This window comes from Nesterenkonia sedimenti (assembly GCF_012641515.1).
GTDB classification, from domain to species: domain Bacteria; phylum Actinomycetota; class Actinomycetes; order Actinomycetales; family Micrococcaceae; genus Nesterenkonia; species Nesterenkonia sedimenti.
On the sequence record NZ_JABAHY010000018.1, the window covers coordinates 1 to 13,448 of the forward strand.

10 protein-coding genes and 1 pseudogene are annotated in these 13,448 nt (G+C 64.1%); 7 read left to right on the forward strand and 4 right to left on the reverse strand.

The window, feature by feature from the left end; all coding sequences use genetic code 11:
• Positions 1–484 precede the first annotated feature (484 nt).
• The 5 genes from HGQ17_RS13185 (at position 485) to HGQ17_RS13205 (ending at position 7,309) form a co-directional block, all read left to right on the forward strand.
• Positions 485–2,263 (forward strand): DUF1524 domain-containing protein, encoded by a 1,779-nt coding sequence (locus HGQ17_RS13185; RefSeq protein ID WP_168888416.1) that lies wholly within the window; start codon positions 485–487, stop codon positions 2,261–2,263.
• 26 nt (positions 2,264–2,289) lie between these two features.
• Positions 2,290–4,272, forward strand: coding sequence for a tetratricopeptide repeat protein (locus HGQ17_RS13190; RefSeq protein ID WP_168888417.1), 1,983 nt, complete (start codon positions 2,290–2,292; stop codon positions 4,270–4,272).
• Positions 4,273–4,349: 77 nt separating this feature from the next.
• Positions 4,350–4,547, forward strand: a complete 198-nt coding sequence (locus tag HGQ17_RS13195; protein ID WP_168888418.1) for a hypothetical protein — start codon at positions 4,350–4,352, stop codon at positions 4,545–4,547.
• A gap of 310 nt (positions 4,548–4,857) precedes the next feature.
• A complete protein-coding gene (locus tag HGQ17_RS13200) occupies positions 4,858–6,522 on the forward strand; it encodes a glycosyltransferase family 29 protein (protein ID WP_168888419.1) in 1,665 nt (554 codons plus the stop codon).
• Positions 6,523–6,562: 40 nt separating this feature from the next.
• Positions 6,563–7,309, forward strand: coding sequence for a histidine phosphatase family protein (locus HGQ17_RS13205; protein ID WP_168888420.1), 747 nt, complete (start codon positions 6,563–6,565; stop codon positions 7,307–7,309).
• Between the two features lie 185 nt (positions 7,310–7,494).
• Here the strand turns inward: HGQ17_RS13205 and tagD are convergent.
• Together tagD and HGQ17_RS13215 are read right to left on the reverse strand one after the other, a co-directional pair.
• Positions 7,495–7,884: pseudogene (gene tagD / locus HGQ17_RS13210) on the reverse strand (glycerol-3-phosphate cytidylyltransferase); the annotation flags it as partial.
• A 31-nt stretch (positions 7,885–7,915) separates the two neighbouring features.
• Positions 7,916–8,407 carry an adenylyltransferase/cytidyltransferase family protein gene (locus HGQ17_RS13215; RefSeq protein WP_168888422.1) on the reverse strand — a complete coding sequence of 164 codons (492 nt, stop codon included), beginning with the start codon at positions 8,405–8,407 and terminating at the stop codon, positions 7,916–7,918.
• Positions 8,408–8,629: 222 nt separating this feature from the next.
• On the opposite strand from HGQ17_RS13215, the gene HGQ17_RS15430 reads away from it, so the two are divergent.
• A complete protein-coding gene (locus HGQ17_RS15430; RefSeq protein ID WP_168888423.1) occupies positions 8,630–9,700 on the forward strand; it encodes an LCP family glycopolymer transferase in 1,071 nt (356 codons plus the stop codon).
• Between the two features lie 175 nt (positions 9,701–9,875).
• Complete coding sequence (locus HGQ17_RS13225) at positions 9,876–11,567, forward strand: variant leucine-rich repeat-containing protein (RefSeq protein ID WP_168888424.1); 1,692 nt, start codon at positions 9,876–9,878, stop codon at positions 11,565–11,567.
• Positions 11,568–11,571: 4 nt separating this feature from the next.
• Here the strand turns inward: HGQ17_RS13225 and HGQ17_RS13230 are convergent, their stop codons facing one another.
• On the reverse strand, positions 11,572–12,081 hold the full coding sequence (locus HGQ17_RS13230; protein WP_168888425.1) for a MogA/MoaB family molybdenum cofactor biosynthesis protein: 510 nt from the start codon (positions 12,079–12,081) through the stop codon (positions 11,572–11,574).
• Positions 12,082–12,091: 10 nt separating this feature from the next.
• Complete coding sequence (locus HGQ17_RS13235; protein WP_168888426.1) at positions 12,092–13,396, reverse strand: M16 family metallopeptidase; 1,305 nt, start codon at positions 13,394–13,396, stop codon at positions 12,092–12,094.
• Between the last annotated feature and the right edge of the window lie 52 nt (positions 13,397–13,448).

Genomic DNA, 13,448 nt, shown 5'->3' on the forward strand with positions numbered 1-13,448 from the left:
CCAGCAGAAACCCACCCAGACCCCTGGGCAGGGCGCTGCTGGTCGACCCTACATGACATCAAAAGCCACAAGCACCACCCACCCGACGAGAGCGGGGCGGATCGCCCCATAGATCAGGCCCGCGCGCTGGAAGACGAGGTCTGGATCAACGAATACGGGGAACCCGAGCTTCCAGACTGGCTATTGCCAACAGGACCACCGCCGGACTGGGCCCTAGTTGAAGCTGCTTAGCATCAGCCTGCCCAAACCCCTCCACCATTGAGCCCCCACCAGGTCCGGTGATGGAGGGACGGCAGCCGAGACGGCATCCAAACCTGGCCCCGGAAACGGACTGGCCACAGTTGTTTGACAACTCCATAGGGACCCCCCGGAGTCGAACTGAGAGGTCAGGGTGGCTGTGACCTCCTTCATTGGCGGCTTGCCATCCAGAGCTTAGGCTGTAGATTTTGGCGAGGTGAGTTCGGAACAGGGGAGGTGGTCAGATATGGCGCGAGGGCGTCGTCGTGCGTTATCTGCCGCTCTAGCTGCCGCATTACTGCTCGGCGGGTTCACTGCACCGGGTGCGCAGGCCTATTCCAGTCCCGATCAGGTGCCCAACCCCTTCCAGGAATACACCGCCCAGGACTATGCCGATGCGCTGTGGAACCTCGAAACCACCACCTATATCCGCAGTCTCGACCGCGAAACCGAAGGGGACTGCGAGGTCTACACCTATACGGTCGAACATCCCCTGGAGACAGAATCCACCCGCACCTACGTGCATATCTCCGATGAGGACGGGTGGTGGTGCTCCGGCTCCGACGGCGACGATCTGCGCGAGGAATTCGACGAGAAGGACGAAGAAGACTCCTCCTTCTACCACGGCCGACCCTACGAGAACGTCAACCAGCGGGTGCCCTACTACGGAACCTGGGCCGATGTGAACGGAAACGGAGTCAACTCCCGCACCGAAATCCACGCCCGGGACCTCGGCAACTCCAGCTTCACCGTCTCCGGAACCTACTACGACCACTACTCCGGTCAGCGGGTGAACATCGGAGATACCGAAACCCACGGCGAACACATGATCCCGGTGGGTCACACCTGGCCGGAGATGCAGCACCGCCCCCGGGAAGACCGGGTCGCCTACTACAACGACCCCATGAACCTCACCACCACCATCGGCTGGATCAACCGGGAGAAGGGCGGGCATACCCCCACCGAGTGGATGCCCTCCAATGAGGAAGCACACTGCGCCTATGGGATGACCTGGATCCATATCGCCAATAAGCACGAGGTCTCCCTCTTCTCCCGGGACATCGACTACCTCCGCGATCTCCTGATGGACTGCCTCGATGAGGCCATTGGCTCCGGGGGAAGCCTCGACGGCCAGCGCAGCAGCGACCTCGATTGGCAGGACCTGCCCCCAGCCGGTGCAGACGAGATCTCCGAGGAATCAGGCGGCGGACCCCGGGAGCACTACAGCCCCCAGGACTACGCCGATGCGATCTGGAACCTCGAGAACCACGTGCGCATCCGCAGCGTCGAACGGGAAGAAGAAGGCGACTGCGATGTCCAGACCTTCAGCGTGACCCCACCCCGAGGCGGAATCACCACCACCTACGCCCGAGTCATCTCCCCAGACAACGACTACTGTTCCGGTGACGACGGCGACGAGCTGCGCGAAGAACTCGATGAGCAAGCCGAAGAGGACTACTTCCACCACGGCAGCCCACTGGCCGGAAAACGCCGTGACTTCTTCGGCTACTGGCAGATGGGGGAGGAACTCAACACCCGCCACGAGGTGCTCGCCCGGGACCTGCGCGAAGTCGAATGGAACAGCACCGAGTCCGGGGTTCGGGGCGGATCCTTCCACGACCCCTATACCGGGGACTCCGAACCCTACAGCGGGGCAGGGACCGTCATCGACCACATCCTCCCGGTGGAGCACGCCTGGATCGAATTCGAACACCGCAGTGAAGAAGACCGCGAAGCCTTCTACAACGACCCCACCAACCTGCTGGCCACCACCGAGGAGTCAGCCGAGGACAAAGGCGCCGACGCCCCGCGGAACTGGATGCCCGAACACACCGACTTCCACTGCCGATACGCCATGGCCTGGACACACACCGCGGTCAAACACGAAATCTCCCTGTTCATCAGCGACATCCGGCAGCTGCGCCAAACCCTCTACACCTGCCTCAGCGAGGAGAGTGAGGGCGCAGACACACTCAGTGACACCCGCCGATCAGAGCTGGACTGGGCCAGCCTTCCCCCGGGATGAGCAGGAAAGACTAAACTTACTCGGCGATGGTCAAACCACTCATACTGGGTGCCGAGCTCGCCCGCCGCATGATCCGCACTACCGCGCAGGTACCCGGACTCGACGTTGCCCTGGCGCGCAGCGTCGCGGCCTCCGGTCGGGCCGTGACCCCCAGAGTTGAGGCCAGCCTCACCGGCGGACGCTCACCAGTAGGGGCCTTCCACGAGAAGGTCGCCACCGTACTCTTCGAAGCCAACCGTCCCGGGGCGAAGAAACTCCTGGACCAGATCAACGTTGAAGAGTTCGACGACGCCGAAGCCCTGGAACGCTACGCGCTGCGGTTTGTGAAACTCAAAGAGTATGAGGCCGGACTCGCCATGCGCCAGCGCGCGGTGGAACTGGAACCGGAGAACCCCTTGCGCTGGGTGGCCCTGGCGAGGTCCCTGCAGCGGGCCTCCTGGGGAGCGGTCTCCAATGACCCCGTGGCCGGACTCGACCACGGCCCGGTCTCCGATACCGAAGCAGCCCGCGAAGCCCTGGCCACCGCCCAGGAGCTCGCCCCCGAGAACGCCTTCGTCATCCACGAGCGCGGCAAACTCGAATTCGAACGCGGCGATATCGAAACCGGCCTTCAGCTGATGCGACAGGCCGCCGAACTCGAGCCCAAGACCCAATGGTGGACCGATCTCGCCGCCGCCTACCGCAAACCGCATATCGCCGAACTCGACAAATCCCTGGATGCCTACGAGAAGGCCCTGGAACTGAAACCATCCAGCCCCACCGCCTTCCGCGGTGTGGTGATCATGGGCTCAAGAGCAGACCAGGACTGGCAGCGGCTCTGGGCCAATGCGGAGAAATTCGAAGCCGCCCGGAAGCTCAGCGGCCGGCGTACCCGAGCCAAACTGATGAAGACCCTGCGGCCGATGTTCGCCACCGGAGCCACCCGGGCCCAGATCAGCGCCGGGATCGTGCAACTGGGGATTGCCCATATCAAGAGGCAGCGGCTCTCCTGGCCGACCACCAACCTCATCATCTACCGGCTGCAGTTTGCCCAGCGGATGAAAACCGGATTCGACCTCCGTCGGGGTCTGGCCCGGCGCACCATCGACTGGCTGGGCACCAACAGCGCCGGGCACAGCCGGCACCGGCAGAAACTGCTGGCCGCACTGATCTACCTCGAACGCTACGCCGAGGCCCAGGCGCTGATCGATCCCATGCCCTGGGAGCCGGGCAGCCGCAATGAACGCCATCGGCTGGAGAAACTCGCCGCCGACACCCACTTCATCCAGGGCCGGCTGCAGCCGCTGGTGGACTACGCCAAAGCCCGGGCCGAGGACCTCCCACTGCCCGGTGAGGAGAAGTTCCGCAGTCTCATCGCCGGCAAACGAGTCGCCGTCGTCGGTCCTGCCGATACTGGAGACCGGTTGGGCGAGCAGATCGATGGCTACGATGTGGTGATCCGGCCCCGGCTGATGACCGAGTTCGACGCCGAACAGGCCGCCCGGCTGGGGACCCGGACAGATATCAGCTACTTCTCCGGACGAGACCTCGCAGAGTTCACCCCCGTGGCCGCAGCAGCGGTGGAACGCGGGGAACTGCAGATGGTGGTCGGCCGCGGGCTCAGCCTCAACAGCTTCACCGAGGAGATCCCCGACTGGCTGCGGTTCTACCGCCACGACTTCTCCCTGGGCTTCCACGGACCTCCAATGGGGATCGGCCGGATTCTCTACGATGTGCTGCAGTTCGAACCTGCCGAGGTGGGACTGTTCAACATCGACTTCTTCTCCGGGCAGACCGCCTTCGGCGCCGGCTACCGGGAGGATAAGGACTCCGGTCTGGGGCCCTATTCGATCGTCAACGAGATCATCCTGGCCCATGATCTGGCCTTCGAACACCGGCTGACCAAGATCATGGCCTCCACCGGGGTGCTGACCGGATACGGGGTCGCCGGATCAGTTCTGGACCTGAGCGAAGACCAGTACATCCAGAAGCTCGAAGAATCTCCGGCCCTGATCACCCGAGGCGGATAAGCCAGTGGCGGTGGGCAGGAAATCGCAGCGAAAAGCGTTATGGTAAGAAACATCAAGTTTCGCGCGAGAGGAGAGACGTGACAGTCCTGCCTGTTGAATATGTGTCTGCTGAGCACGTGGAGGCACAAAAAGCGGCCCTCTTGCGGACTCTCGGCCTGAGTGAACATGAGCTGCAGCATAAAGCGGAAGAGGGAACCTATTCTCTTCAGGAGTTTTACGCCTGGGAGACCCTCCAGGGCTTGAATTTTCTGCTCAGCGAGGACGATGCCAGCTGAACGATGGCAGCTGGAAGTCTTAGTACACAGGCGAATGAGTTTCGAGAGGAACTGCAGGTATCCGTCAAGGGCGCATTGGGGATTGAACACCAATTCCATTCCCAGGTGAGAAACAACCATGCTGTGGAGGGTTGGGACAGAGCCTTACGAGAGCAGAGGAAGACCTTTCGAAGCCATCAGCTTTCGGCCGCAGTTCGAGACAATCCGCGTGTAGCAGCGCAGGAGCTCCGTCGTATGGGGTATGAGGTTGCCTGGCCCGCGGGAGAGACCGAACCAGATGTCCGCTGGACCAAGTTGACGGATTATTAATATGGCGGTGTCTCTGCATGGGCTGCGGTACAAGATCGCAGCAGCGGCGGTGATGACCCGCACGGCCAGGCGGGTGGGCCGCCTACCTGGTGCGGCCACCGTCATCAGCAGTACCGCCGACCTGCTTGAACCCCAGGGACAGGAAACCAGCGGCAGCTACCGGGGGATCGCAGCCGGACTCCTGCGCCAGGCCCTGCCGGAGACAGGCCGCGGAACCTGCGTAGTCTACGACTCCGTGGCCGGACTGATCCCCGGGAACCCCAGTGCACCCGAGGTGCTCAGCGAGCGGGTCAGCCGTGCGGAGGCCACACCCACCGCCGGTAACCTCCTGGCCGCGGCAGCAGCCCACCGCAAACCCTATGTGGCCGACTTCCGCACTGCCGCCGAGTACTACCACCGGGCCTTCGAGGCCAACCCCCAGGACCTCCGAGCCATCGAAGGGATCCTCACCACCGGGGCGCGCTCCCATTACGACTGGCCACGGATCTGGGCCGCAGCAGCACATCTGAAACCCCGACGTGGGCCCCTGGACGCCACAGCACCGGATAACCAGAGCCTCTGGAGGGTGATCGACGCCCTATTCGTCCAAACCCCCGACGACGACGCCGTGGCCGCGGCAGAACAGCTGCTGAGCCAGCACAGCCGCCAGCTGCCAGGGCTGCACCAACTGCTGCTGGAAACCCTCGCCGCCCGGCTGCAATATCTGGGCCGGTTCAGCCTCGGGTTCCGCCTGCGCGAGGCGATGGCCATCAACCGGGTCAGGGAACTGCGGGGGATCCCCCTGGAATCCGGGATCTGGCTCAAACACCTCATGGGCGCCTATGCCTACCTCGACCAGATCGGCCGGCTGACCCGCACTGCGGCCAAACCCCCGGTGGACCGCAGCCACCTGCTGACCAGCATGCAGGCTGCCAAACTCAGCGCCGATGCCGCCCTCTACGCCGGAAACGCAGAACCCCTGCAACAACAGGCTGCCCTGCGCCGGCAGCGCATGCCGCTGCCCGGGGACCAGAAGATGGCAGACCTCGTGAACGGGAAGCGGGTCGCCGTCGTCGGCCCCTCTGCCGGGGATGGTCTCGGGGAGCTCATCGACTCCTACGATGTAGTCGTCCGCACCGGTCACAACCCCGCGGGGGACCCAGCAGATGCCGGGGGCCGAACCGATATCGCCTACTACGCAGGCCGCGACCTCATCGGGGCCTACGACCAGGTGCAGGAAGCAGCAGACCAGGGCAAGATCCAAATGGCGGTCACCCGGCCGTTCTTCCTGGATGCCCCGGCCCTGCAGGAGGTCGGCGGACAGCCGCAGTGGCTGCGCACCGCAAGGTTTGAATACGGGCTCTACTTCCGCGGGGCACCCCAGGGAATGCAGCGGATCATCTACGATCTCCTGCAGTTTGCCCCCGCAGAGATCGCACTGTTCAACGCCGACTTCTACGCCGGTGAGAACTTCGCCGCCGAAGGCTACCGGGCAAGCTACAGCGCATTCGGCCCCGATAACCAGACCAACGATGTGGTGGCCATGCACGATCTGGCCTATGAATTCCGGTTCACCCAGCGGCTGCTGACTGCCGGGATCATCACCGCCCACGGCACTGCCGCCGAGGTCCTCACCCAGGACACAGAGACCTACTACCAGCGTCTGGAGTCCGGTCCACTCGTATAGGCTTAGGGCGTTTGAGTCATGTTCTACCTGGGGAGAAGCGTTGATCCGCGTTGTACTGGTCCGGCACGGCGAAACCGAATGGAATAAGGCACACCGACTGCAGGGGCAGTCAGAGATCCCACTGGCCGAATCCGGCATCGAACAGGCCCAGGCCGCCGCACTTTACGTCCGCGGCCAGCAGCCGGTCCGCGGATACGTCTCCCCACTGGGCCGCACCCACGCCACCTTCGCCGAATTCGGACTCGATATCGAACCGGTGGAGAAGCCCGGGCTGATCGAACAGAACCTCGGCGCCTGGGAAGGCATGAAGACTGCCGCGGCAAAGGCCGACTACAGCGACCTCTACAAAGCGTGGAAGAAGGGCGAAGGCAACCCACCCGAGGGTGAATCTCCGCAGGCAGTCATCGACCGGATGACCCAGGCCTTCTTCAGCATCATCCGAGATATGGCCGATGCCGAACCCACTGATTCAGTGGACACCAGCTACCCCCTGCGCACCGCAGTGGTGGTCTCCCACGGCACGGCAACGAAAGCCCTGCTGGAGGGCCTGGGCCTGATCGACCGGAATAATGTCATCTCCCTGACCCCGGCGGCGATCTCCGTGGTGGATGTGCCACTGCACGGCGGGCCGTTGAGCTCATCCCTGCCTCAGGGCGGGGTCCAGGTCGAAGGTGGAGCAGAGGCTGAGGCCGAGATCATCTCCTCCCTGACCGATGAGCAGATCGCCGCCTACGCCAAACTGCGGATGTACAACCTCTCCCCGGAGGTGCTGACCACCCTCGGCTGAACACCGACCGCTCGGGGCAGAGGTTCCTACTCTCGGCCCGGGGGAGGAGGCAGCTTCGTCTCCGGCTCGGTGCCCAGGGAGCGCAGCTGCGAGGTAGGAGGCAAGGGGGCGTCGTCGTCGGTTGAACCGGGGGGCTCTTCAGCCTCCCGTTCGTCCTCACGCTTGTACTGAATCGCCTCAAAGAGCAGATCCCGGCGGATCTCAGAGGTGGAAGTCCCTTCGGTGCGGGGGAGGTAGACGACCTCGCACTGCTCACGCAGATACTCGAACCGGGGCGAGCCCTCCCAGTCAGAGCCCATCACCACCGTGTCGATCTCGTACTCAGAGACATCAAGGCGTTTCTGCTCCCAGGAGGTCTCCGGGATCACCAGATCCACGTACCGGATGGCCTCCAGCATCATCTTCCGCACCTCAAAGGGGTGATAGCTGGGCTGCTTACCCGGTTTGGCCTCATTGAACTCATCAGTGGAAAGCCCAACGACGAGATAGTCCCCCAAGGCCTTCGCCCGCTTGAGCAGGCGGATATGCCCCCAGTGGAGCAGATCAAAAGTGCCGTAGGTCAGGATTCGCTTCATCAGGGGATCAGTAGGAGAAGGGATAGAGAGTTCAGACTGTTCGGGGCAGGGCAGCCATCTGGGAGGTCACCGGGGCGGGTTCGCCTGCGTTCTCCGCATGCTGGCCCGTAGGCAGAGAGACCGCCTCAGCCAATAGATCGCGGCGGATCTTACTGGTGGAGACCCCCTCAGTGCGGGGCAGAAAGACCAGATCAACGTGGTCACGCAGATACTCAAAACGGTGAGAGCCTGCCCAGTCAGAACCCATGACCACGACGTCGGCCTGGTAGCGCTGGATGTCCTTGAGCTTCTGGTCCCAGCGGGCTTCGGGGATCACGAGGTCTACGTAGCGGACCGCCGAGAGCATATCGCAGCGGGTTTCGAACTTATGGTACGGAGCGCGTACGCCCTTGTCCTCGGTGGCGAACTCATCGGTGCTGGCCCCCACGATGAGATAGTCACCTAGGGACTTGGCCCGCTTCAGGAGGCGGATATGCCCCCAATGCAGCAGGTCGAATGTGCCGTAGGTCAGAACCCTCTTCATGGCGCTGAAACCTTCCCCGGGCGGGCGCGCAACGGTGGCGCGGCCACTCTGATCCAAAGTCTAGGTGCGTAGTGATTACTTCTGACAACTATTGCCGCATGATAGCAACATCAGGAAAAGGGCATGTTTCAAGTCTCGGTGGAGGCTCCCGCGCTGCGGGGACAGGCCGGGCTGGGCACCACGAATCGCTCCGAAGGGTAACGGTCCCTTACGCTGGGATGCGTGACCGAAGAGCTGTTCGCCGACCAAGAGGCCCCAGAAGAAGCGCCGAAGAAGCGCGGCAAGAAGATCACACTCATTGTGCTCAGTTCCATGCTGGTGCTGGTCCTCGGCGGTGCTGCAGCAGCCTTCTGGTACCTCAGCTCCGTACGCGGAGCCTATGAGGACGCCGTCAACGTGCTCCCCGAGGAACACACCTTCCCCGATGAGGACACCGAAGAGTACGAAGCCCCTGATCCTGTCACCCGCGACGACGGCGAAGAGGATGAGCAGATCAACATCCTGCTCATCGGCTCCGACTCCGGCGGCGGCTCCGGTGAGACCGAAGACGTGCCCTGGCTGCCCAATGCCGGGCGGGCCGACACCATCATGTGGATGCATATCCCACATGAGCGAGACTCCATCCAGATCATGTCCATCATGCGCGACACCTGGGTGCCCATCCCTGGACACGGCGAAGCCAAGATCAACTCCTCACTCTCCTTCGGTGAAGGCTCATCCGTTGCCGTGGCCACCCTGGAGAACCTCGTGGGTGTGCCCATCGACCACGTGGCAACAGTGGACATGGTCGGCTTCCAGAACCTGGTCGGCGAGCTCGGCGGGGTCACCGTCAACGTGCCTGAGAGCTTCAGCTCCCGGGACGGCTACCACTACACTGCCGGCCCACAGCATATGAGCCCCATGGAGGCGATGAGCTTTGTGCGGGAACGCCAGTCCTTCTCCGACGGCGACTTCACACGTGTGCGCAACCAGCAGGCCTTTATGCGAGGTGTCCTCCAAGAGGTCCTGCAGCCCTCGACTATGACCAATCCCGGCCAAGTCCACGATATGGTCTCCACCTTCGCCTCCAATATGGCGGTGGACTCCGGACTGGCCGATGGCGGCTATGTCACCGATGTCGCCTGGTCCACGCGCAGCGTCCGCGGTGGGGATATCGACCTCTTCACCCTGCCCAACCACGGCATCGGCACTGCCGGCTCTGAGTCGATCGTCGTCGCAGATTTCGATGCCTTCGCTGCGGCCGGTGAAGCCATGCGCGAGGGTACCTTCGAGGAATACGCCGCCAATAACTGAGTTGGTCCCGGCGGCGGGGAAACCCCGCTCGCCTCTCGCTCGGCTGCAGTGGCGCCGAGCTTCACGCCTGAAGTTGGGCCTGCGCTTCGCTAGGCCCCTTAACAGGGCTATAGTGCTGTAAAGCACTGGCGGGGATTGTGCGACGTTATGCTGCCCAACTTATGCTGGGATGATAATGACCGATCACCGCGACCTCGAGGCTATGGCCTCCAACCCACTCACCGACTGGGATGTCCTGCACTGGATCGCTGAGAATCACCCGGAAGTGCGCCCCGCTGTGGCGGGAAACCCGGGGACTTATCAGGAGCTGGTGGACGCCCTCGGTGCCCTTGGCGATCCCGAAATCGACGCGGCCATCGCCGCTCGCCCCTCCAGCGTAGAGATTCCCGCAGACACCCCACCGGCCTCCCAGCAGCCGCCGGCGCCGGAACCTGCCGAGCCGGATCACCCCATCAGCGGGATGTGGGACACCCACAGTACCGAAATCCCCGCCTATCGGGACGAGCCGGCGGAGTACTACACCGAGATCGACTACAGCGGTGCCGGCTACTCCGACTACCCCGAACAGGACTACCAGCAGGACTACGCTGACCCGGAGGACACAGGGGCGGAGTACACCGAGACTGATCCCGCTGGACCAGTGCCTACTGCTGCTGTGCCCACAGAGCCACCGGCCCCAGAACAGCCTGCCAGCACCCAGGAACAGACAGGCGACCAGCAGGACCCGCCGACCGGGAACACACCCCTGGAGCGCCTGCGGGCAGCCGCGCCTGCCGCCCCCGGGGCAGCACCCCAGACCACGGGGGCGCAGAACCCGGGCACACAGGAATCCACGACGCCGAGCACCCCACCCCAGGGAACACCCGCCCATGAGGTCCCTGTTGAGCAGGCGCCCCTACAGGAGACCCCGGCGCATCCGGGCTACGCCCAGGCCGGCTACGCCCAGACATCCGCACAGCCTCCGCCGGAGCCGGAGGATGAGCCCCAGAAGCGTCGCCTGCCGGTGCTGCCCATTGCCGCAGCCATCTTCGGTGTGGTCGGTGTCGGTGCGCTCATCACACTGTTGATCGTGCTGCTCGGTGGCGAGGATGAAGAACCCACCGCCGAACCAAGCCCCGAGGCCCCGGCTGAAGAGCCCGAGGCCCCGGCTGAAGAGCAGGAGGAAGCCAACGGGGAGGACGGTACTGAAGAAGGCACCGAGGAAGAAGTCGATGACGAGGCCGCCATCGAGGAGGCCCGCACTGCCGTTGCCGGGCTGCCTGAGGACTCCAGCTGTGAGGTCCAGGAGGATGCCGGCGTCGTCGCCCAGTTCATCACCGCCGGAACCCAGGAAGAGGGTTGGCCCGGGGATGAGGACGCCGGACTGCTGGAGGAGACCTTCGCAGACCTCCAGAGCGAGTGCTCCTCCAACCACGCCGCCGGAGTCTTCGAATCAGCCCGCAGTGGTGAACAGGCCCCCGAGGACGGCCAGGGCGAGGCCCTGACCGCTGTGGGAACCGGTTGGGTCGACCGCTATATGGGAATCGAGGACGCCGAGGAAACCGGCGCCTTCCAGATGCATGACGGCAATATCCAGTGCGAATTCGCCGATGGCGTCACCTGCACCGTCTACGATCACGACTTCGGCTCACCTGATGACTGTGAGGACGGGGTCACCTACCGGATGCAGGCCGATGGGGAAGCCGAAATGGACTGTGCGGCCTACCTCGAGCCCGATGATGAGCGCATCTCACTGGGGGATGAGCAGCGGGCCACCGATGGGTTCCTGGTCTGCATGAACATCTCCAACCGGGTCTCCTGCTACAACTCGATCGACGGGAACTTCTTCGAGCTCTCCGAGACCGGGCACCACTACGGCAGCTACTGAGGTGCTACTCGCCCCAGTGGCCATCGCGGATATCGGCCACCTGGTCGCAGAGATGCGGCAGCAGCTCCACCAAGACCTCCATGCCCTCGCGTACGGCCTTGGGTGAGCCGGGAAGGTTGATGATCACCGTGGAGTCCTTGACTCCGGCCACACCGCGGGAGAGTGCTGCCAGGGGGTTCTTGGTCCGGCCGTGGGCGCGGATGGCCTCCACGACGCCGGGAATCTCCTTATCCAGCATCGGCTTGGTGTACTCGGGGGTGAGGTCATCTGGGGTCAGCCCGGTGCCGCCGGAGGTGATGATCACCGCCGGTTCAATCTGCACCAGCAGTTCGGACAGGGCCGCCAGCACACCCTCGCCATCGGGGATGATCACCGGGGGACGGCAGATGAACCCGATCTGCTCCGCGAACTGGGCGATGATCGGGGCTGATTCATCCTCGCGCTCACCGGTGGCCGCTCGGGTGGAGACGATGACCGGTGCGATCACCCGGGCCTCAGCGTCGTAGTCATCCATGGGGACAACTCTACGCGGCAGGTCCAACGACTGTGACCGCGCGCGGTGAGTCCAGCAGCCGGGCGGCGACCTTCTGAATATCGGCGGCGGTGACCGCCTCCACCTCGGCCAAGGTCTCGGAGATGTCCACGAACTCACCGCGGACCAGCTCAGCCCGGCCCAGGCGGTTCATCCGTGAGGCAGTCTCCTCCATACCCAGGACCGTGCCGCCGCGCAGCTGGCCCTTGGCCCGGGTGAGCTCCTCCTCGGTGACCGGTTCGGCGGCCATCCGCTCCAGCTGCTCACCCATCACCGCGGTGACCTGCTCCACCTTGGAGGGCAGGCAGCCAGCGTAGAGGCCGTAGAGCCCGGCATCGGTGAATGCCGCGGAGAAGGAGTAGGTCGCATAGGCCAGGCCGCGCTTCTCCCGGACTTCCTGGAACAGGCGGGAGGACATGCCCCCGCCGAGGACCGCATGCAGCAGGCTCAGGGCGAAGCGGTCGGGATCCGAGGCGCTGAATCCACGCCCGCCCAGCAGCAGCTGGGTCTGTTCGACCTGTTTGGTGATCTGCTCGGTGCCGGCGCGCACGGGGATGACCTCATCCCGTGCGGTCTTCAGCGGGGTGGGGGAGGAGGCAATGCTGATATCCCAGCTGGAGCTTTCCAGGGCCTCGGAGACCATCCGGCAGAGTTGATCATGGTCCAGTCCGCCGGCTGCGGTGATGACCAGCTCCTCGGGGCGGTACCAGTGGCGGTAGTGGTCGACGACGTCCTCACGGGTGGCAGCTTCGATGGCCTCCGGGGTGCCGCCGATCGGCCGTCCCAGGGGATGGCCGTCGAGCACCTGGGCGGTGAATCGCTCCTGGGCGACATCGGCGGGGTCATCCTCGGCCATGGCCAGTTCCTCGAGGATCACTCCGCGCTCGGTCTCCATCTCCTCGGGATCGATGACCGCGGAGGTGACCATATCGGTGAGCACATCCACAGCCAGGGGGAGGTCGGCGTCGAGCACTCTGGCGTAATAGCAGGTGGATTCCTTACCGGTGGCCGCATTGGACTCACCGCCGACGGCGTCGAATGCCGCGGCGATATCCAGGGCCGAGCGTTTGGTGGTGCCCTTGAACAGCAGGTGTTCCAGGAAGTGGGTGGAGCCGTACTGGTGGTCGGCCTCATGCCGGGAACCGACACCGATCCAGTAGCCGATGGTCACTGAGCGGACCCCGGGCATCTCCTCGGTCAGCACCCGGACCCCGCAGGGCAGGACGCTGCGCCGGACAGTGGTGCCGGCATCGGCGTTGAGCACGCCTTCGGTGTCAGGTTGAATCGTCACGCGCATAGCGCTCCACGGTACCTGAAATGTGCCCAGGGAACCTCCCGCGGAGGTCCCT

Bases quoted from the DNA above. Each gene is read 5' to 3' on its own strand.
- HGQ17_RS13185 (WP_168888416.1), top strand. From the start codon at position 485: ATGGCGCGAGGGCGTCGTCGTGCGTTATCTGCCGCTCTAGCTGCCGCA.
- HGQ17_RS13190 (WP_168888417.1), top strand. From the start codon at position 2,290: ATGGTCAAACCACTCATACTGGGTGCCGAGCTCGCCCGCCGCATGATC.
- HGQ17_RS13200 (WP_168888419.1), top strand. From the start codon at position 4,858: ATGGCGGTGTCTCTGCATGGGCTGCGGTACAAGATCGCAGCAGCGGCG.
- HGQ17_RS13215 (WP_168888422.1), bottom strand. From the start codon at position 8,407: ATGAAGAGGGTTCTGACCTACGGCACATTCGACCTGCTGCATTGGGGG.
- HGQ17_RS13225 (WP_168888424.1), top strand. From the start codon at position 9,876: ATGACCGATCACCGCGACCTCGAGGCTATGGCCTCCAACCCACTCACC.
- HGQ17_RS13230 (WP_168888425.1), bottom strand. From the start codon at position 12,081: ATGGATGACTACGACGCTGAGGCCCGGGTGATCGCACCGGTCATCGTC.
- HGQ17_RS13235 (WP_168888426.1), bottom strand. From the start codon at position 13,396: ATGCGCGTGACGATTCAACCTGACACCGAAGGCGTGCTCAACGCCGAT.